Annotated in this window: 20 protein-coding genes; 13 read left to right on the top strand and 7 right to left on the bottom strand. The window is 65.9% G+C overall.

Going from position 1 to position 19,972, the window contains the following annotated elements; genetic code table 11:
• The first annotated feature begins 63 nt into the window (after positions 1 to 63).
• The 6 genes from N511_RS0114625 (at position 64) to N511_RS0114595 (ending at position 6,170) form a co-directional block, all read left to right on the top strand.
• On the top strand, positions 64 to 951 hold the full coding sequence (locus N511_RS0114625; protein WP_027679992.1) for a GNAT family N-acetyltransferase: 888 nt from the start codon (positions 64 to 66) through the stop codon (positions 949 to 951).
• Between the two features lie 28 nt (positions 952 to 979).
• Complete coding sequence (locus tag N511_RS0114620; RefSeq protein WP_027679991.1) at positions 980 to 1,912, top strand: 2-hydroxyacid dehydrogenase; 933 nt, start codon at positions 980 to 982, stop codon at positions 1,910 to 1,912.
• Positions 1,913 to 2,068: 156 nt separating this feature from the next.
• Positions 2,069 to 3,469, top strand: a complete 1,401-nt coding sequence (locus N511_RS0114610) for an aspartate aminotransferase family protein (protein WP_027679990.1) — start codon at positions 2,069 to 2,071, stop codon at positions 3,467 to 3,469.
• 91 nt (positions 3,470 to 3,560) lie between these two features.
• A complete protein-coding gene (locus tag N511_RS0114605; protein ID WP_027679989.1) occupies positions 3,561 to 4,055 on the top strand; it encodes an Lrp/AsnC family transcriptional regulator in 495 nt (164 codons plus the stop codon).
• 49 nt (positions 4,056 to 4,104) lie between these two features.
• Positions 4,105 to 4,824: a cupin domain-containing protein gene (locus N511_RS0114600; protein ID WP_027679988.1), complete on the top strand. Its 720-nt coding sequence runs from the start codon at positions 4,105 to 4,107 to the stop codon at positions 4,822 to 4,824.
• A 20-nt stretch (positions 4,825 to 4,844) separates the two neighbouring features.
• A complete protein-coding gene (locus N511_RS0114595) occupies positions 4,845 to 6,170 on the top strand; it encodes an NAD(P)/FAD-dependent oxidoreductase (protein WP_027679987.1) in 1,326 nt (441 codons plus the stop codon).
• A 38-nt stretch (positions 6,171 to 6,208) separates the two neighbouring features.
• Here the strand turns inward: N511_RS0114595 and N511_RS0114590 are convergent, their stop codons facing one another.
• The gene (locus N511_RS0114590) at positions 6,209 to 7,402 is read right to left on the bottom strand and encodes an amidohydrolase (RefSeq protein WP_037026695.1); all 1,194 of its coding nucleotides are present in this window, start codon (positions 7,400 to 7,402) and stop codon (positions 6,209 to 6,211) included.
• Complete coding sequence (locus N511_RS0114585) at positions 7,399 to 8,097, bottom strand: HAD-IA family hydrolase (RefSeq protein ID WP_027679985.1); 699 nt, start codon at positions 8,095 to 8,097, stop codon at positions 7,399 to 7,401. The genes N511_RS0114590 and N511_RS0114585 overlap by 4 nt, the downstream gene beginning before the upstream one ends.
• A gap of 332 nt (positions 8,098 to 8,429) precedes the next feature.
• On the opposite strand from N511_RS0114585, the gene N511_RS0114580 reads away from it, so the two are divergent.
• The 4 genes from N511_RS0114580 to N511_RS0114565 all read left to right on the top strand — a co-directional run bounded on the left by N511_RS0114580 (position 8,430) and on the right by N511_RS0114565 (position 10,645).
• Positions 8,430 to 8,759 (top strand): DMT family transporter, encoded by a 330-nt coding sequence (locus tag N511_RS0114580; protein ID WP_024541774.1) that lies wholly within the window; start codon positions 8,430 to 8,432, stop codon positions 8,757 to 8,759.
• 20 nt (positions 8,760 to 8,779) lie between these two features.
• Entirely contained in the window at positions 8,780 to 9,424 is a 645-nt protein-coding gene (locus tag N511_RS0114575) for an FMN-dependent NADH-azoreductase (protein WP_027679984.1), read from the top strand.
• A 74-nt stretch (positions 9,425 to 9,498) separates the two neighbouring features.
• Positions 9,499 to 9,936 carry an Rrf2 family transcriptional regulator gene (locus N511_RS0114570; protein WP_027679983.1) on the top strand — a complete coding sequence of 146 codons (438 nt, stop codon included), beginning with the start codon at positions 9,499 to 9,501 and terminating at the stop codon, positions 9,934 to 9,936.
• A 97-nt stretch (positions 9,937 to 10,033) separates the two neighbouring features.
• Positions 10,034 to 10,645, top strand: coding sequence for an NAD(P)-dependent oxidoreductase (locus N511_RS0114565; protein WP_027679982.1), 612 nt, complete (start codon positions 10,034 to 10,036; stop codon positions 10,643 to 10,645).
• Here the strand turns inward: N511_RS0114565 and N511_RS0114560 are convergent, their stop codons facing one another.
• From N511_RS0114560 to N511_RS0114550, 3 genes are read right to left on the bottom strand one after another with little or no spacing between them, the layout of a single operon-like run.
• Positions 10,646 to 11,254: a hypothetical protein gene (locus N511_RS0114560; protein WP_027679981.1), complete on the bottom strand. Its 609-nt coding sequence runs from the start codon at positions 11,252 to 11,254 to the stop codon at positions 10,646 to 10,648. It abuts the gene before it with no gap.
• Entirely contained in the window at positions 11,217 to 12,704 is a 1,488-nt protein-coding gene (locus N511_RS0114555) for an ATP-binding protein (protein ID WP_027679980.1), read from the bottom strand. Before N511_RS0114555 ends, N511_RS0114560 begins: the two co-directional genes overlap by 38 nt.
• Positions 12,701 to 13,378 (bottom strand): response regulator, encoded by a 678-nt coding sequence (locus tag N511_RS0114550; protein WP_027679979.1) that lies wholly within the window; start codon positions 13,376 to 13,378, stop codon positions 12,701 to 12,703. The genes N511_RS0114555 and N511_RS0114550 overlap by 4 nt, the downstream gene beginning before the upstream one ends.
• 233 nt (positions 13,379 to 13,611) lie before the next feature.
• On the opposite strand from N511_RS0114550, the gene N511_RS0114545 reads away from it, so the two are divergent.
• The 3 genes from N511_RS0114545 (at position 13,612) to N511_RS0114535 (ending at position 17,361) form a co-directional block, all read left to right on the top strand.
• On the top strand, positions 13,612 to 14,931 hold the full coding sequence (locus tag N511_RS0114545) for an Nramp family divalent metal transporter (protein WP_027679978.1): 1,320 nt from the start codon (positions 13,612 to 13,614) through the stop codon (positions 14,929 to 14,931).
• A 142-nt stretch (positions 14,932 to 15,073) separates the two neighbouring features.
• Positions 15,074 to 16,174 (top strand): GGDEF domain-containing protein, encoded by a 1,101-nt coding sequence (locus N511_RS0114540; protein ID WP_027679977.1) that lies wholly within the window; start codon positions 15,074 to 15,076, stop codon positions 16,172 to 16,174.
• A gap of 53 nt (positions 16,175 to 16,227) precedes the next feature.
• Positions 16,228 to 17,361, top strand: a complete 1,134-nt coding sequence (locus tag N511_RS0114535) for a mechanosensitive ion channel family protein (protein WP_027679976.1) — start codon at positions 16,228 to 16,230, stop codon at positions 17,359 to 17,361.
• Here N511_RS0114535 and N511_RS0114530 read toward each other — a convergent pair.
• Together N511_RS0114530 and N511_RS0114525 are read right to left on the bottom strand one after the other, a co-directional pair.
• Entirely contained in the window at positions 17,351 to 18,232 is an 882-nt protein-coding gene (locus tag N511_RS0114530) for a hypothetical protein (protein ID WP_027679975.1), read from the bottom strand. The genes N511_RS0114535 and N511_RS0114530 overlap by 11 nt on opposite strands.
• A 3-nt stretch (positions 18,233 to 18,235) precedes the next feature.
• Complete coding sequence (locus tag N511_RS0114525) at positions 18,236 to 19,954, bottom strand: DUF2334 domain-containing protein (protein ID WP_027679974.1); 1,719 nt, start codon at positions 19,952 to 19,954, stop codon at positions 18,236 to 18,238.
• Between the last annotated feature and the right edge of the window lie 18 nt (positions 19,955 to 19,972).

The following is a 19,972-nucleotide window of genomic DNA, read 5'->3' as shown; positions in this document are numbered from 1 at the left end:
GCCGCGATGTCGTCCAAGATAAGTGCCGGTGCCACCTTCATCCTTCGCCGGAAGGAACCTCCCATGTCTTCCTCGTCCGTCCCCGCCCAGAACCTGCCCGCCGACGACGGCGTGGTGCTGCGCCCCATGACCGCCGACGATCTGGCCCAGACGCACGCCTTGTCGGAAGAGCAGCGCTGGCCGCACCGCCCGGCCGACTGGGCGCAGAGTTTTGCGCACGCCGAGGGCATCGTCGCCGAGCGCGACGGCCAGCTCATCGCCACCGCGCAACGTTGGCGCTGGGGCCCGCGCCACGCCACCATCGGGCTGGTGATCGTGACGCCCGCATGCCAGGGCCGGCGCATCGGCCATCGCCTGATGAGCGCGCTGCTCGACGGCCTGGACAACCACACCGTGCTGCTGCATGCCACCGCAGAAGGACGCGGCCTCTATGAGCGACTGGGCTTTGTGCGCACCGGCGAGATGCGCCAGCACCAGGGCATTGCGCAACCCACGCCGCTGATCGCCCTGCCCGCCGGCTGGCGCCTGCGCCCCGCCGGGCTCAATGAGGCTGCGGACTTGCGCCGGCTCGACGCCCAGGCGCGGGGGATGCCGCGCGATGCACTGATCGACGATCTGCTCGCCAGCGCAGACGCCTGCGTCGTACTGGACGACGACGGCGAGGCGCGCGGTTTCGCGATGCTGCGCCGATTCGGACGCGGCCACGCCATCGGCCCCGTGGTCGCCCCGGATGCCGAGAGCGCCAAGGCGCTGATCGCGCATCTGGCAGGCATCAACGCCGGCCACTTCACCCGCATCGATATCGATTTCGACAGCGGCCTGGCGGAGTGGCTGGAGAGCATCGGCCTGCTGCGCGTGGACGCCCCCACCACCATGGTGCGCGGCGCGCCGCTGACCACGCCGCCCGGCGGCCCTACGCTGTTTGCCATCGTGACCCAGGCGATGGGTTGAACCTCGAACACCGCGCCAACACCGTATCGTGACGACCACTTTCCTCTACAAGTCCGACCCCGTCCGCGGTCGGCAATGGGCCGAGGTGTTCCGCCAGCACGCGCCCGACATCGACTTCCGCATCTGGCCCGACATCGGCGATCCGCTGCGGGTGCGCTTTCTTGCGGCCTGGGAGCCGCCCGCCGATATCGCGACCCAGTTTCCGCACCTGGAGGTGTTGTTCTCCTCGGGCGCGGGGGTCGATCAATTCAACTTTGCAGCGCTGCCGCCCACGCTGCCCGTGGTGCGCATGGTCGAGCCCGGCATCGTGCGCGGCATGGTGGAGTACGTCACGCATGCCGTGCTGAGCCTGCACCGCGATATTCCTGCCTACCGCCGCCAGCAGCAGGCGGAGCAATGGCACCCGCTGCCGGTGCGGCCCGCCAATGAACGCCGCATTGGCGTGCTGGGGCTCGGCTCGCTCGGGCAGGCCGTGCTGGCGCAGTTGCAGGGTTTCGGTTTCGACTGCGCGGGCTGGAGCCGATCGCGCCATGCCATCGACGGCGTGCAGTGCTTTGCCGGGCAAGACGAACTGGCCGCCTTCCTGGCGCGCACCGACATCCTGATCTGCCTGATGCCGCTGACCGATGCCACGCGCGGTGTGCTGAACGCAGCGCTGTTCGGCCAACTGCCGCAAGGCGCCGCGCTGGTGCATGTTGGCCGCGGCCCGCAGCTGGTGAACGACGACCTGCTTGCAGCGCTCGACAGTGGGCAGCTCAGCGAAGCCATGCTCGACGTGACCGACCCGGAGCCGCTGCCCGCCGGCCATGCGTTGTGGCGCCATCCGCGCGTCCACATCACACCGCACATTGCCAGCATGACGCAGCCGCTTTCCGCAGCAGCGGTGGTCATCGACAACCTGCGCCGCTTCACCGCCGGCGAACCCATGGTCGGGCTGGTGGACCGCTCGCGCGGCTACTGAAACGATGCATCAAACGGCGCGCCGCACGATCTGCTGCTGCGCGCCGAACAACAGCAGCACGCTGCGTTCTTCCCGCGCAAAGCAGCACCAAGCCTCAGGCCGCACAGCCTACTCTTGAGTCCATTGATTGCCTTCATTGCACGAACGGACTCTGCCATGACCCAGCTCACCGATCTGCCCCAGCTTGCCTCGCTTGACGCCATCGACCGCGCACACCTGATCCACCCGGTGGCCGCCTGGCGCACCCACGAGCAACGCGGGCCGACCGTGCTGACATCCGGACGCGGTGCGTGGCTGACTGACGCGCATGGCAACGAGTTGCTCGACGCTTTCGCGGGCCTCTGGTGCGTCAACGTCGGCTATGGCCAGGAGAGCGTGGTGCAGGCCGCCGCCGAGCAGATGCGCCGCCTGCCCTACGCCACCGGCTACTTTCACTTCAGCAGCGAGCCCGCCATCCGCTTGGCCGACAAGCTCGTGCAGATCACGCCGCGCTCGCTCAATCACGTCTATCTCACGCTGGGTGGGTCTGAGGCGGTGGATGCCGCCGTGCGCTTCATCGTCCAGTACTTCAATGCCGTGGGCAAGCCGACGAAGAAGCATTTCATTTCGCTGGAGCGCGGGTATCACGGCTCGTCTTCCACGGGCGCGGGGCTGACGGCGCTGCCGGCCTTCCATCGTGACTTCGACCTGCCGCTGCCTACGCAGCACTACATCCCCTCGCCCAACCCATACCGCGCGGCCAACCCGGCGGACGCGCAAGGCATCATCGACGCTTCGGTGGCAGCATTGCGCGCCAAGGTGGCGGCGTTGGGCGCGGACAACGTTGCCGCGTTCTTCTGCGAGCCGATCCAGGGCTCCGGCGGCGTGATCGTCCCGCCCAAGGGCTGGCTCAAAGCCATGCGCGACGCCACGCGCGAACTCGGCATCCTGTTCGTCGTGGATGAAGTCATCACCGGTTTTGGCCGCACCGGCCCGATGTTTGCCTGCGATGCCGAAGGCGTCGACCCGGACATCATGACGATGGCCAAGGGGCTCACGGCAGGCTACGTGCCGATGGGCGCGACGCTGATTTCCGACCAGCTCTACGCGGGCATTGCCGACGGCGCGCCCGCCGGTGTGCCGATCGGCCACGGCGCCACATATTCGGCGCACCCCGTGAGCGCAGCGGTGGCGCTCGAAGTGCTGCGCCTGTACGAAGAAGGCGGCATCCTCGCCAATGGCCAGCGCGGCGCGACGAGTTTTGCAGCGGGGCTCGACGGGCTGCTCACGCATCCGCTGGTGGGCGACGCGCGCCACCGCGGCCTGCTGGGCGCACTCGAACTCGTGAGCAACAAGGCCACCAAGCGGGGCTTCGATGCGGCACTTGGCCTGCCCAACCTGATTGCCACGGCGGCCTACGGCAATGGCCTCGTGTTCCGGGCGTTTGGCGACAACATCCTCGGCTTCGCCCCGGCGCTGACCTACACCGAAGACGAGTTCGCCCAGCTCTTCGCGCGCCTGAAGAAGACGCTCGACGACGTGCTGGCCATGCCGGCCGTGCGTGCGGCGCTCGCCTGATGCAACCGGTAGCAACAGGCCCCAACAAGCTGACACAAAAGACACTGGCTGCCGCAGAATCGGATCTATCTTCCACGCCTTCGCCCCTGCCATGACCGAAGCTCTCAAGATCGATCGTCTGGACCTGCGCATCCTCGCCCAACTGCAGAAGAACGGGCGCATGACGAACGTGGACCTGGCCGACGCCGTGGGCCTGTCGCCCAGCCCGTGCCTGATCCGCGTCAAGCGCCTGGAGCAAGCCGGCTACATCTCCGGCTACGGCGCGCACATCCGCCTGGAAAAGTTGGGCGACACGCTGACCGTCTTCACGGAAGTCACGCTGTCGGACCACCACCGCGAAACCTTCGTGCGCTTTGAAGCGGCCATCCGCGAGGTGGACGAGGTGCTCGAATGCCACCTGCTCTCCGGCGGCTACGACTACCTGCTGCGCTTCATCACGCGCGGCGTCAATCACTACCAGGAGGTGATTGAAGAGCTGCTGGAGCGCAACATCGGCATTGCCAAATATTTCAGCTACATCGTCATCAAATCGCCGTTCATCAAAACGCACTGTCCGATCGAACGGCTCTTTCCCAACCAACGCTGACGCCCTCGAAGCCGAGTCCACTGCTGGATGCGGTGAGGACCAACCCTGCATGACAACCGCCCTGATGCTGCATCGCGCCGATGGCGCCCCAATCTCAACCGCGTTCCGGCCCGCCGCCCTGAGCCCCGACGACCCCTTCGCGCAACAACGGGAGATTGCCTGGGAAGGGCCCAACGCGATGAGCGCCGGCCGGGCGAGCTTTGTCGGCGAACGGGATGTCGCGAGCTTTCCCCATACCGAGACGCTCGCCGTCGTGGAGGGCGAGTTGACGCTCACGGCGCCGGGCTCTGCACCGCACGTGATCGGCCCGGGCGCGGGCGCGGTCATCGCATCCGGCACGGCCGTGCGCATCGAGGCTGCTACGGGCGTTCGATTCGTGTTCTGCGCTGCTGTCATCAACACACCGACCACGCCGGCGCTCATCCCGCTGCACGCCGATGCGGACTTCAAACCCTCGGGCGGCCCGGCGCCGGAAGTGCTGATCGGGCCGGTTCCGCAGTGCCGCAGCGACAACGTCTTCACCGACGAGCCAACGCAATACCGCGCCGGCACCTGGGACTCGACGCCCTATCACCGCATCGTCCGCGCGCATCCGGTGAACGAGTTCATGTACGTGCTTGATGGCGGTGTGCAGTTCGCTGGCCCGGATGGCAGCGTGCTGTCCGTGAGTGCCGGCGATGCCATCTTCGTGCCGCAGGGCGCCGCCATCGGATGGCTCAGCACGGAGCGCGTCGCCAAGTTCTACGTGGTGCAAAACGCCCAGGCGTGAACGAACGAGGAAAGCGAGTCATGTCTCAACCGTTGCGCCTCATCGAGAGCGCCTCTCCCCTTCCAGCGCAGGCCGACGTCGTCGTGATCGGCGGCGGCATCATCGGCGTCTTTGCTGCGTACTACCTGGCCAGGCGCGGCGTGTCGGTGGCCGTGGTCGAAAAGGGCCGCATCGGGGCCGAGCAGTCGAGCCGCAATTGGGGCTGGTGCCGACAGCAAAACCGCGATGCGCGTGAACTGCCGATGGCCACCAAGAGCCTTGAACTGTGGGAGCAGTTTGCCGCCGACACGGGCGAAGACACAGGTTTCCGCCGCTGCGGCCTGCTCTATCTCAGCAACGACGAAGAAGAACTTGCCCGCTGGACGAAGTGGCGCGATTTCGCAAAGACGGCCGGCGTGACCACGCACATGCTGAGCAGCACTGAAGCCTCCGAGCGTGGCCGCCTGACCGGTCGCGCGTGGAAAGGCGGCGTGTTCTCACCGAGCGACGGCACGGCCGACCCGGCCAAGGCTGCACCGTCTGTGGCGGCTGCGCTCATGAAGCTCGGCGGCACCGTTCACCAGAATTGCGCCGCACGGGGCATTGAAATCGAGGGCGGCCGCGTAAGCGGCGTCGTCACGGAAGCCGGAACCATCAAGACCCGCACCGTGGTGTTTGCAGGCGGCGCGTGGGCCTCGTCGTTCTGTCGCCAATTGGGCATCCGTTTTCCGCAGGCGACCGTTCGCCAGTCCATCGTGCGTGTGACGGGAGTGACCGAGCCGGTGCCTGACGCCCTGCACACTGCACGCGTATCCATCACGCGCCGCAGCGATGGCAGCTACAACCTGGCCATCAGCGGTCGCGGACGCGTGGACCCGACGGCACAGCTGCTGCGCTTCGCGCCGCAGTTTCTGCCGATGTTCGCGAAGCGCTGGCGCAATGTGTTCCCCGGTGGGCTGGAAGGCATTCGCGCGGGCCACGAAACACTCGCGCGGTGGCGGCTCGATGCCCCCACGCCCATGGAGCGCATGCGCATTCTCGACCCACGGCCCGATGCGGCAGCGGTCAAGCAAACCTACAGCCGCGCCGTCGAACTGCTGCCGGTGCTGGGCCAAGCGGGCATCGCCAACGCCTGGGCCGGTTTCGTCGACAACACGCCGGACGGGGTGCCCGGTATCGGCGAGGTGCCGGAGATTCCTGGGTTCATTTTGGCCGCGGGCTTCTCGGGCCACGGCTTCGGTATTGGCCCCGGTGCCGGCCACCTGATTGCCGATCTGGTGACCGGTGAAAAGCCGATCTTCGACCCGGCCCCGTACGACCCGGCGCGCTTCAAGCACTCGGCCTGGGGCAAGGTGGCGGATTTCTAGGGCTGCAATATCGGAAGGGCGACGCGCATGGCCGCAGTTCAAGAACCAGATGGAACGGCGGCCAACGCGCGGCGGGCGACCTCGCAGAACCAGCGCACGCCCAGCGGCAACGCGTCGTCGTTGAAGTCGTAGCACGGGTGGTGCAGCGGGTATTCGCCATCGGGGCCGGCATCGGCACGTCCCTGCCCGAGCCAGAGATACGCGCCGGGCTTGCGCTGCAGCATGAAGGCAAAGTCTTCGGACGTGAAGGCAGCGCGTGACGCCTCTGCAGCCTCCAGGCCGATCGCCTGCGCCGCATCCAACGCGAGCAGCGCTTCGGCCCGCGTGTTGATGGTCGCCGGGTAATAGCGGCGGTAATCCACTTCCACCTGCGTGCCGCTGCCCAGCGCGATGCCGTTGGCCGTGTCGCGCAGCGCCGCCTCGATGCGATCCTGCGATACCGCATCGAAGCTGCGTACGGTGCCGGTGATGCGCACCTCGGCGGGCAGCACGTTGTGGCTGTGCCCTCCTTCCATGCGCGTGACGGACAGCACCGCCGATTCGTTCGGATCGATCCGCCGCGACACGATGGTGTGCAGTTGCGCCACCAGCTGGCTGGCCGCGAGGATGGCATCCGGCGTGTGGTGAGGCTGGGCTGCATGCCCGCCACGCCCCCGGACGGTGATGTCGAAGCGGTCGGCCGCCGCCATGATCGGGCCGGGCCGTGTCTGCGCATGACCGAGCGGCAGGTCGGGCCAGTTGTGCAGCGCATAGACGCTGTCGCACGGAAAACGCTCGAACAGGCCGTCTTCGATCATCCGGCGCGCGCCGGCCTGACCCTCTTCGGCCGGCTGGAAGATGAAGTGGACCGTGCCGTCGACGCCCGTTCGCGCAAGCTGGCGGGCCGCGCCGATCAGCATGCTGGTGTGGCCGTCATGCCCGCAACCGTGGTGCTTGCCCTGCATGCGGCTCGCATGCGCTGACCGGCCCAGCTCCACCATCGGCAGGGCATCCATGTCGGCGCGCAGTGCAACGCTGCGGGTGCCCGGGCCGCCGCGAAGCGTGCCCACCACGCCGGTGCCGCCGATGCCTTCTTCCACCTCCAGACCCAACACCCGCAGCGACTGCGCGACGATGCCCGCCGTGCGGTGTTCTTCGTACGCAAGCTCCGGATTCGCATGCAGGTCGCGGCGCAGGGCCACGAGGTCCGGCAGCAGATCGGCGACGGGGGCGGCAATGTCGTCGCGCTTCACTTGCCGACCTCGACCGCATCGGCCAACTGGGCGAGCGTATGGAAGTGGTAATCCGGCACGGTGTGCTCCGATTCGATGGTGCCGCCCGAATCTTTCATGCCGTACCGGCGCTCGATCCAGCAGGTGGTGATGCCGAGGCGTTTCGAGATGCCGATGTCGTGGTACTGGCTCTGCGCCACGTGTAGGTTGTCGGCCTGCTTGAAGCCCCACGCGCCTTCATAGCGGCCGCGTGCATAGGCGAAATACTGCGCATCGGGCTTCTCGCACAGGGCATCGTCGCAGCTGAGCAGCAGGTCGAACGGTGCGCCCAGCGTCCGCTGGAAATGATCGAGCGCCCACGACTGCGCGTTCGTCATGGTGACGAGCTTGAAGCGCTTGCCCAACCGCTGCAGCGCCTCCACCGAATCGGGAAACGCCGGCCATTCGGCCACCGAATCGCGAAAGCCGCGCGCCAGCGCATCGGTATCGGGCAAGCCAAGCTGCTGCGCGACGATGTGCCAGCACGGCACCAGATCGTCGGGGTACCACTCGGTCTGGCCGCGTTTGCGCGCGGCCCGGTAGGCGCCAAGAAAATCCTCGTCGGTGACCTTGCTGTCGGGCACCGCACGGCGCAGGTAGGCGAGCATGCCGCCCTCGAAATCGATCAACGTTCCGACGACGTCGAAAGTCAGCACTTTGAAATCCCGAAGGGCCATGACAACGCTCCTGAATGGTTGAACGCCAGAATGAATCCAAGGGTGGCGGCAAGCCGCCTTGCATGGCGTCTAGCTTAGGAGCAGCGGTGCCGACGATGGTGCCGATCGGGCGCCGCGACACGGCAGCGAATTGCGTTTTTGCCAACGCGGCGCACAGATCGTTTGGTGGGCGCCCGGATGCCCGGATGCCCGAATGCCCTGAGACCCATACCCGCGCCGCCCATGGTGGTTACCTCCAGGTGCGTACTTGTTGCCGCACCGCACCGTCCTTACTCTGAGTGCATCGCAACGCATCCGCTTGCCGGCCCGGCAGCGGACATCTCGGAGGTCCCATGCTTCAAACCGCCTGGCTCTGGCTGCTGGCAGCCGGGGCTGTGGAGATCGCCATGGCGGTCTCGCTCAAATTTGCGCAAGGGTGGACGCGCCCCATTCCCAGCGTGCTCGGCATCGTGACGGCGCTTGCGAGCGTCTTTCTGCTCACGCATGCCATGCGCGGCCTGCCCGCCGGCACGGCCTACGCCATCTGGACGGGCATCGGCTCGGTGGGCGTGACGGTGCTGGGCATCGTGCTCTTTGGCGAGAGCATGCAGCCCGCGCGCCTGGCCTGCATCGGGCTCGTGATTGCCGGCACCGTCGGCCTCAACTTCTTCAACGCTGCGTAAAACGTATCCAGGAGCCCAGCATGACTCGCCTGCTCTATATCGAAGCCTCGCCCATGAAAACGCTGTCCCACTCCATCGACGTGGCCAAGCAGTTTCTCGACGCGTACCGCACCGCGCACCCCGGCCACGAGATGGACACGATCGACTTGTGGAGCCGGGACATCGACCTGCCCGAATTCGACGCCGACATGATCGGCGCCAAGTTTGCCGTTCTGCGCACCCAGACCGCCACGCCGGAGCAGCATGCGCAATGGCAGCGCGCCGTGGCGCTAGCGCAGCGGTTCAATGCGGCCGACCATTACCTCTTTTCCGTACCGATGTGGAATTTCGGTGTGCCGTATCGGCTCAAGCACTTCATTGATGTGGTGACGCTGCCGGGGCAGAACTGGAACTGGTCGCCCGCCACGGGTTATCAGGCGCTGCTCTCGGGCAAGAAGGCGGCGCTCATCTACGCCAGCGCCGGGGCGTACGCCGCACACACGGAAGGTGCCAGCGAATCGCCGGACGACTTCCAGAAGCCCTATCTGCGCCGCTGGCTGCGTTTTCTCGGCATCGAAGACGTGACCGAAATCAGCGCCGCCCCCACGCTCACGGCGCCCGATCTGCTGGCGGCGACCAAGGCCGATGCCAAAGCGCGGGCGGCGGCATTGGGCGCAGCCTTCTGAAATGCACGTCTGGCCACCGGGTTGACTGCGCGCCAAAGTGTATCTAACATGGTTACACTTTCGCGCCTAACTCCATGTCTACCAGCAGCCGCTTCGCCGTCGCCGTGCATATCCTCACCCTGCTTGCCAGCGCAGAGGGGCCGGTGCCGTCATCGCTCATTGCTGGCAGCGTGGGCACGAACCCGGCGCTGATCCGGCGTCTGGTGGCGCAGTTGGCGGACGCCGGCTTTGTGACCTCGCAGATGGGCGCAACAGGCGGCGCCACGCTGGCGCGGCCAGCAGATCGCATCACGCTGCTCGACGTCTTTCGTGTAGTGGAATCTCCGGTGCTGATTGCGCTGCCGCCCAACGCACCCAACCCGGCGTGCGAGGTCGGCCGCGAGATCACCGGCGTGCTGGAGCGCGTGACGGAGCGCGCGCAGGCCGCGCTGGAGGCCGAGCTGGCTGCGCAGACCATCGCCGGCATCCTCAGCGAGGTGGGGCACGCGCAGCGCCGCCGCCGTCGGGCCTAGCCGGGCCACATGTCGGCCTATTTTTTTACCCCTATATGTAACTGCATTAATTACATATAACGTTTCAACCACCCAGACCAACCACAAGGAATTGACCATGAAGATCGCAATCATCGGCGCCACGGGGCGCGTGGGCACCCGCCTGATCGACGAAGCGCTGCGCCGCGGCCATCAGGTGACAGCCATTGCGCGCACCGCCTCGAAGCTGCCGGCGCGTGCCGGCCTGACGACCAAGGATGTCGACGAGGCCGACCAGGCCGGCCTCGTGGCGGCGCTTGCCGGCAACGATGTGGTCTACAGCACCGTGCGTTTCCTGCAGGCAAATGCAGACCAGATCGTGGGTGCGGTGAAGAATGCCGCCGTGCCGCGCCTGCTGGTCGTGGGTGGCGCCGGCAGCCTGGAAGTGGCACCGGGCGTCGCGCTGATCGACACGCCGCAGTTTCCCAAGGAGTACTTTGAAGAAGCCTCGGCCGGCCGCGATTTCCTCAATGCGCTGCGCAAGGAAACCGAGCTGAACTGGACCTTCGTTTCGCCGTCGGCCATTTTCGAGCCGGGCGAGCGTACGGGGCACTTCCGCGTCGGCAAGGATTCGCTGCTGGTGGATGCGAACGGCAAGCCCTGGATTTCGATGGAGGACTTCGCCATCGCATTCCTCGACGAAACGGAAAAGCCCGCACACCCGCGCCAGCGTTTCACGGTCGGTTACTGATCAGCGGCAGAGGGAAGGCACGGCCAGTGCCTTTTCAAAGGGATCGCGGCGCAGGCTTGGGTCTTGCGCGCTCAGGCAGTAAGCGTTGCCGCCCACTTCCACGCGGGCTTGCCAACGGCCCGCAGCGCCGCGCGACTCCTCGATCGGCCTTGCGGCACGTGGCGACGAGGCGACGTCTGGCCCGAAGGCGTGGCCAGTACCGCGCCCAGTGCTCTGGGCGATGTTGTTTTCGGCATGGGACCGCGCGTGCGGGCTGGGCATCGGTGGTGCGCCCAGGTCGAGCGTGCGTGCCTCAACCGCATCGGCACCCGCCGGCGCGGCAGGCATACGCTGCTGCGCTGGCTCGGTCGAATGCGGCATGGAATGGGTTGGAGGCAACTGCGCTGCCGCCGGCCGGCTGCGCTCGGCCTGCAGCGTCGGCGCATGCGGAATCTCGAGGCTGAGCAACTGCCCTTGCAGCACCGGGAATGCATCGTGCGGAATCGGCGCCGGCCGATCGCGCCACCACGCCAGCAGCATCAGATGCCCCAGCGCCACCAGTGCCAGGACAACCCAACGCGAGCCACGCCAATCAATGGCTGGGCGTATCGGCCATGCCGGGAGGCGCATCGTCGGGCTCGATCGGCTCGGGCGCGGAATCCAGCGCAGGCAGGCGGATCACGATCGCGCAACCCCTGCCCTCCGCATGCGCCAGACCGTCTTCGATGGCCACCGAGCCATTCCCCAATTCAACGATACGGCGCACGATCGCCAGGCCCAGGCCGCTGCCCTGCGACTGGCTGGTGCGCGGGCGGTAGAAACGCTCGAACACGCGATCGCGCTCGTCGGGCGGGATACCGGGGCCGGAATCTTCGATGCGCAGTTCGACCATCGGCGCGCCGGCTTGCTCGATGCGCTTGACGGCCACGCGCACCTCGCCACCGTTGGGTGTTTCGCGTACGGCGTTGTCGAGCACGTTTTCCACCAGCGTCGCGGCGTCTTCATGCGAGACCGAGACCCACGCCTGGTTGGCGCCGTCGTACGACAGCGTGATGTTGCGACGCTCGGCGCGCGAGGCCTGCTGGATCACCCCGCTGCGCGCGCAGCCTGCCAGGTCGGACAACGCGCCCTGCGCGAGTTGCGCCTCGACGCGGCGCGCGTCCAGCCGGGCGATGGCGAGCAGCTTGGCAAGCGACTGCGTTGCGCGCGAAATGCCGCGATCAAATTCGCGCAGCGCGGTCGAACGGTCGTCTTCGCTGTCGGAATGCGACACGACATACGCCTGCGCCTGAATGGCGGCGAGCGGCGTGCGCAGTTCGTGCGCGGCATCGGCAAAGAAACGGCGGTCCGCCTCGATGCCGCGACGCACGCGCGCGAACAAGCCGTTCAAGGCTTCGACCAGCGGCTTCAGCTCGGCATGTTCCACGCTCTGCACGGGGTCGAGGTCGGCGGAGTCGCGCGCCTCGACCTGGCGCGTGAGCGTGCGCAGCGGCTTGAGGCCCTGGTGCGCGGCCCAACCGACCATCACCATCAGCGCGCTCGCCAGGATGGCCAGCGCCACCGCCACTTCCTGGAACAGATCGCGGATGGCGCGTTCATAGGCCGTGAGCGGCTGCGCCACCGTGGCGGAAATCTTGCCGTCGACGCTGTCGACCGTGTAGCTGCGCCACGGCTTGCCTTCAAGCATGATCTCGACGACGGTGTCGTGCGCCTTGCCGCACGGCATGGTGGGCGCACCCGGAAACGCAGTGATGACGTGGCCCGCGCGATCACACAGCACGTAGCGGAATTCGCCCGGCAGGATGTTGGGCAGCGACAGGCCCAGCTTGATGTCGGTGAGCCGGCGCAGGAATTCTTCGCGGCGCGGCACATCGTCCATGTTGAGCGTGGTGAGGTCCGCATAGGCCTGCGCCGACATGCGCAGATCGCTCACCACCTGGCGGCTGTTGGTGCGCGAGATCTCCAGATGCGCGATGACGAGCTGCACCAGCAGCATCAACACCAGCGCCAACAGGATCAGCACGTACAGGCGAAACGACAGCGAGCGAACCCGCAGGATGGCTGGAACCGCCAGCTTCATTGGGCGGCCCCGCGGTTGCCGCCGATCATGTAGCCGACACCGCGAATGGTCTGGATGGTTTCGTTGCCGAGCTTGCGGCGCAGGTGGTGGATGACGACTTCGAGCGCGTTGGCACTGACGCTGTCGCCCTCACGATAGAGCGCGTCCATCAGCGTTTCGCGCGGCACCCAGCGGTGGGCCCGGCGCACAAGTTCGAGCAGCAGCTGATATTCGCGCGGCGTGAGTTCGATGATCTGGCCTTCCTGCGTCACGCGCTTCTGCGAGGGCTCCACCACCAGGTTGCCGACGTTCCACTGATTGGTGCTCTGCCCTGCATGGCGACGCAGCACGGCGCGCAGGCGGGCGATGAGTTCGTCCACGGGAAACGGCTTGACCAGAAAATCGTCCGCGCCGGAATCCAGCCCCTTCAGGCGCTCCGACAGCGCATCGCGCGCGCTGGCGATGATGACAGGCACGTCGCTGTGCGCCGCGCGCAGTTCTTCCAGGAAGGTATGGCCCTCACCATCGGGCAACCCCAGGTCGAGCACGATGGCTTCGAAGGTGTTGGTGGTGATCCATTTCTGCGCGTCGACCAGGCGGCGCACCCAGGTCGCGTTGTAGCCGGCCTGACGCAGCGCGCGGGCCAGCGCAGTGCCCAGCGGCAAATCGTCTTCGATAAGGAGGATGGCGTTCATGCGCGGGAATCTCGGCGGCGGTAATGACGGTAAACGGACAACCGGCACCTGGAAAACAGGCGCCGGCGAAGCTCGAAATCTACCGCAACGGACTGAGCTTTGCCTTAAATGTGTGGAGACACGTGACGAGGAAGTCGCCCCACGAACACATCCCCGGCGCGGGTTCGGGCATGCAACGGGGCATTTGGCTATCATTCCGAAATTCCGATTGCATTTTCCTTAATCCACCGCGCATGTTCCGCCTGCCCACCACCGCCACCGCGCCCTTCTGTCCTTCAGAGGTGCGCGGCACCGTTGCCGTCCCGCCCGGCCTGCCGCTGTGGAAGAAGCTGCTGCGCTTTGCGGGCCCGGGGCTGCTGGTATCGGTCGGCTATATGGACCCGGGCAACTGGGCCACCGACATCGAAGCCGGTTCGCGCTACGGCTATGCGCTGCTGTTTGTGGTGGTGCTCTCCAGCCTGGCGGCGATGGTGCTGCAGTGCCTGTCGGCCCGGCTGGGCATCGTCACCGGCATGGACCTGGCGCGGGCGTCGCGCAACCGCTATCAGCCCGGCGCGTTGCGCGTGCAGTGGCTGCTGGCGGAGCTGTCCATCATTGCCTGCGACCTGGCCGAGGTGCTCGGTTGCGCGCTGGCCTTCCACCTGCTGCTGGGCGTGCCGATCCTGTGGGGCGTGGCGCTCACCGCGCTCGACACGCTGATCGTGCTGGGCCTGAAGGGCAAGAACTTTCGCCAGCTGGAAGCCATCGTGCTGGGGCTCATCCTCACGATCGGGCTCTGCTATTTCGTTGAACTGGTGCTCATCAAGCCGCATTGGCCTTCGGTGGCGGCCGGGCTGGTGCCGTCGTGGCAGGCCGTGAGCCAGCGCGAGCCCCTGTACCTGGCGATCGGCATCCTGGGCGCGACGGTGATGCCGCACAACCTCTACCTGCATTCATCCATCGTGCAGACCCGCATGACGGCCAACACCGAAGCCGCCAAGCGCGAGGCCATCGGCCTGTCGCGGCTGGACACGATCGTGTCGCTGGGGCTGGCGCTGCTGGTGAACGGCGCGATCCTGATCCTGGCCGCCGCGGCATTCAACGCGCATGGCCATCAGAACGTGGCGGACATCCAGGATGCCTATCACCTGCTGGAGCCCGTCGTCGGGACGGCGCTGGCGGGGTTGCTGTTCGGTATCGCGTTGCTGGCGGCGGGGCAAAGCTCGACCTTTACCGGCACCATCGCGGGGCAGATCCTCATGGAGGGCTTCCTCGATTTGAGCATTCCGTGCTGGCAGCGGCGGTTGATCACGCGGGCCCTGGCGTTGATTCCCGCGTTCATCGGCGTGGCGATGCTGGGCGACCACGCCATCGGCAAGCTGCTGGTCATCAGCCAGGTGGTGCTGGGCCTGCAGTTGCCGTTTGCGATGTTTCCGCTGATCCGCATGACGGGCGATCGCACCCTGATGGGCGTCTTTGTTAACACCCGATTCACGTCGTGGCTGGCGTGGGGTCTGTTCGTCGTCATCGGCGTCGCCAATGTATGGCTGGTATGGCAGGTACTGACGGGCTGATACGCGCATTGCGGGATTCCCCCCACTAAAAATCCGCGCACGGGGCTGCCCGCCGCCATTAGAATGCGCGCTTTGTTGCGCAATCCGGCCACGCCCGCGCCCGCATCATCCCGTCGCGCCAGAAGGCCTCTCTTGTCCTGCCTTGAGCGCGAACCTGCCTACCGCCTCCGACCTGCCCGACGCCCGCACGACCTCGCTCGACTATCAGGCGCGCCATTTCGTGCCGATGATCCTCGCGCTGAGCAAATGCGGCGTGCTGGGTTACGGCTTCGCCATCATGCTGGGCTGGTCGGTCGGGCTGCTGCATCGGCCCGAGCCGTTGCTTGGACTGCTGCTTTTGCTGATGGCGATCGTGGTGACGGCGCAGCGGCATCGGCATACCGGCCTGTGGGCGCTGCTGGCGCTCACGCACCTGTTTGCCGAAGAGGTGGCCATCATCGCGTTCGGTTATCAGGCCGGGCTCCAATGGGTGCTCCCGGCGTTCTATCTGATGCCGCTTGCCACCAGCCCCGCGTGGCTCACCCGGCGCGATTTCTGCATTGCCATGGTGATGTGCGCCGCCGGGCCGCTCGTCGCGCTGCTCATCGCGCCGGAACCGGCCGCGGCAATCCGCCACGGCTGGCTCGGTCTGGTGCTTTACCTGCCGATCTGCATTGCCGCGGCGGCGGTCATTCATCACTACCTGCTGCGCGCCATGGCCCGGCACTTTGCGGCCGAACGCAGCCTCGCCGATCGCGCCAACACGGACCACCTGACCGGCATGCTCGCGCGGCAGCGCTTCTTTGAACTCGGCAGCTTCGCGGTCGAGCGCGCGCAGCATCATGCCGAGCCGTTGTGCGCGTTGTACCTCGACGTCGATCACTTCAAATCCATCAACGATACGTGGGGACACGCCGCCGGCGACGAAGCGCTCGTTGCGCTCTCCGATGCGCTGGCGGGGGTGCTGCGCCCAGCCGACCTCTTCGGCCGTCTGGGCGGCGACGAGTTTGCCGTGCTGCTGCCGGGCTGCGGCCTGACGGGCGCGCTTGCGGTGGTCGAACGGCTCAAGACTGCCGTGGCCCGCACGCAAACGCCCGTCGGGCCGCTGACGGTGAGCGTGGGCGCGGCGGCGCTGCGCCCCGGGCAAGACCTTGCGCGCCTGCTGGCCGATGCCGATCTGGGCCTGATGGAGGCCAAGCGCCAGGGCCGCAATCGCGTGTGCGTATCGACCGACGCTGACCCGGCGGCAACGCTGCCGCCGTAGCGCAGGCACGCTATGTGCGGCGCAGCATCCGTGTTGTCTGCACGGAGAAACCCATGGAGTGGCTCAACGCCCACACCTTCCTGCGCGTGCCGGCCCGCGATTGGGCCGCCGCTACGTTGACTGTCATCGCCGCGTATGCGGTGCTGTCAAGCGTGTTGCGCCTCATCTGCAACCGGCTTGATGCGCGGGCGCGCCGTACCGGCCATCGCTTTGACATTCTCGTCACCGCAGTGCTGCGCGATACGCATCCGCTCTTCATTGCACTGGCCGCATTGCTTGCCGGGTCGTACTTCATCGATCTGCCCACGCGCATTGCCAACAAGCTCGACCACATCTGGTTCGTCATCATCGGCTTTCAGATTGCACTGTGGCTCAACCGCGGCGTGAAGCTGTGGGCACGCGACCGGCTGTCGACACAGACGCACGCCACGCGCAACCCGGTGATCACGTCGATGACCGCGTGGGTGCTGCGGTTTGCGCTGTGGTCGATGCTGCTGCTGGCCATCCTGGCCAACGTGGGCGTAAACATCACGGCCTTCGTTGCCAGCCTGGGCGTGGGCGGCGTGGCGGTGGCGCTGGCAGTGCAAAGCATCCTGAGCGACCTGTTTGCGTCGCTGGCGATCGGGCTGGACAAGCCATTCGAGATCGGCGACTTCATCGTCTTCGAATCGATTGCCGGCACAGTGCAGAACGTGGGGCTCAAGACCACGCGCATCCGCAGCCTGTCGGGCGAAGAGATCATCGCTTCCAACACGGCGCTGCTCAAAAGCACGATTCACAATTACAAACGGATGTCGGAACGACGCATCGTCTTCACCTTTGGGGTGACCTACGATGCGCGCGCCGCGCAGCTGCAGAAGATTCCGGACATCGTTCGCCATGCCGTGGAAGCCGCCGGCAACACGCGCTTCGATCGTGCGCACTTCAAGGAGTTTGGCGAGAACGCGCTGAACTTCGAGGTCGTCTATTTCGTGACCGATCCGGACTTCAATCTGTACATGGATATCCAGCAGCGCATCAACCTGACGATCCTGGAAGGGCTGGAAAATCTGGGCACCTCGTTCGCCCTGCCCACGCGCACGATCCAGCTCGTGCGCCGTGACGGCGAACCCGTTCAACCCGAAGAGCTAGCAGACCGCAAGTCAACAGCCAACGCCCAGCGCGTCAGCGCGCGGGCTAGCGGCTAACCGGCATGCCGAGAAACGCCGCATCGAGGCTGCGCCACAGCGGCCTCGAACGCGGCACCATGTCCTGCCGGAAGTACCACCAGAAGTACCCGCCGACAAACCGCGGATGCGCGATCGTGAGCCCGTAGTAGTGCGCCACGAGCGCGGCCTTGCGCATGGCATGCCGCGTCCCGACTTCGCCAAAGCCCAGCGCGGCATGCGGAAACAGTTCTCCCAGGCGGGTGAATACGGCGTTCCAATCGGGCGGGGCGATCTTGCAGTCGTCCTCATAGAAGCTGATGAACACGTAGTCCAGCCCACCGCGCAGGCGTGGCGGCAGGTTGTGCTGCACCCAATCGAACATCGCACGGGACGGCTGCTCGGCGCAGCCCTCGTTGTAGTACAGCGTGAGCGCGGTGCGGCCGCCGCCCGCTTTGATGACCTCGTAGACGGCCATCGTCTTGTCGACAACATCGCGTGTGGTGCCGGTCCACTCCCCGTTGATTTCGTTGCCGATTTCCCAAACGTCGACGTTGCTGCCGAGCGTGTGCAGGTATGCGGCGGCGCGCTGGCGCAGTTGCGGCGCGGTGTATTGCTTGAGCGTGGATGAATCGGCCAGTTCGCCCATCACGTAAGCCACGTCGCGGATGGCGACCACGGGCCCGACGTAATGCGGCGCATCCATGCCCTCATCAAAGACGACGCGCACCGTGGGCGTGCGCGACAGGTGCGACAGCGCGTCGACCACGGCGGGCACGTTGTCGACAGCATCGATCGTCACGCCATACAACGGCGCAGGGCCGGAAGGCATCGCGCCCACCGGCCCTGCAGCTTGGGTGGATGCGCTCAAGACCAGCATGGCTGCCGCCAGACCCGAGCGCATCCGCAGCATGGCCTACTGCGCCGTGCTGGCATCGACCCACGTAAAGCCGAGCGCGGTGATGCCGTTGATGATGGTTTGGAAATCCGCATAGCCCGGCGTGCCGATCTCCGGTTCAAGCCAGAACGGGTGGAAGAAGAACGAGGCAAAGCCGTCTCGCACCACCTGCGCATACGTCGCATTGGTCAGGATGTCTTGTGCGGTGTAGGTCAGGCACGACGACGGATCGATATTGCAGATGTTGTATTCCACGTTGCCCAGGTTTTCCGGAATGATGCGCTGGTTGTAGTAGTCCTTCTGAATGATGTACGGGAAGAACTGGCCAACCGAGAAATCATGACCCGGCGTCGAGGCATTCAGCGTCTGCGGATTGTCGGAGGTGTAGTACACCACGCGCTGATACGTGTTCTTGAAGTACTGCGGTACCGCCTTGATGGCCAGCGGAGACGATTGATAGTGCGGCGCCTCCCACGCGAACGGCGCGTAGCCGTTGAGCTGAAACTCCAGCAGCCCAGACGACAACCGCCCCGCTGCCCATTGCGTTGAATCTTCGTTCACGGGCCGGTTCTGCGTGGCGAGCCAGAACTCGAAGTCGTTCGCGCTGACGGCGTTGATGAGGTTCGGGATGTTGCTGTACTGGTGCGTGTAGCCGTGCATCAGGATCTTCCCGCCACGTGGCAGCGCATGGTTGAGCGCCGACTTGAGCCCCGTTGCATTGACCAGGTGGATCGTCTGCGCAACGCCGCCGTTGTAGACGCCGTTCGGATCCTTGTACAGCGGGATGGTGGCAAGCGAGAACGGAATCTTCTTGCTGTACAGGAAGTCCGTGAGGGTGTTGATGGACGTCACCGTGTTGGTGGCGTTGATGTCCTCCAGGCGCACCAGTGCACGGTGCAACGTCGCCGCATTGGTGCCCAGGATGTCGTGCAGCATGTCGCAGATCACCAGATAGCGGTCGCGTGGTCCGATGTACGAGAACGGCATGTCGGCGAAGTACCAGAAATTGCCAGAGCGGATCACATACGGAGCCGTTGCCTTGGTCACCGAGTTGGTGATCGTCACCAGGCTCGTCGCCTTGGTGGCATCGGCCACCGCCGTCACGCCGATATCGGGGTCTGCGGAAACCGCCCCGGTCGTGGCGTCGAAGGCGTAGTACTTCGTCATCGTCTGGTTCTTGTACGTAATCGTGTCAAAGAATCCAGGATTTGGTGCGCTGGCTGACGGCGCCGCATTCATGCCCGCCAGGTTGGAGAACGTGATGCCGTATCGCGAGGTGAACGGATACGCCGTATTCCAGGCAAGTTCCCATAGGTTGTACTTGAACCAGACCACCGTCTTCTGCGTGGTCGTCACGTCCGACAGAAACGCTGCCGGGATGGGATTGTTGTAGTAACTCCCCATGTAAAAGATGGCGGTGTACTGCTCGGTCATGCCGGCCGTGTAGTTCTGCACAGGCAGCAGCGTGATGGTGGTGTTGAAGTGCGCGAGCAGGTTGTACAGCATGATCGCGTACGACTTGCCGAGGTTGGTGTACTGGTCATTCGGTGGCGCGTCGTACAGCACGAGCATCGGGGCAGGTGCCGTCTGGGCCGACGCAGATCCACCGATCGTCACGCAGATGGGCCCAAGCCCGATCGTGCAAGTGGCGGCCTGCGCTGGCGCTGTCAGCGAGACCCCGAGCAGGCCGCCCGCAAAGACGAGCGCGCACAGGAACTTACGTAGCAATGTCTTCATGATGACTCTCCGACTCAT

This window comes from Ralstonia sp. UNC404CL21Col, assembly GCF_000620465.1.
GTDB lineage: Bacteria > Pseudomonadota > Gammaproteobacteria > Burkholderiales > Burkholderiaceae > Ralstonia > Ralstonia flatus.
The sequence above is the reverse complement of the archived record's forward strand: the minus strand, read 5'-3'. Positions and strand labels throughout refer to the sequence as shown.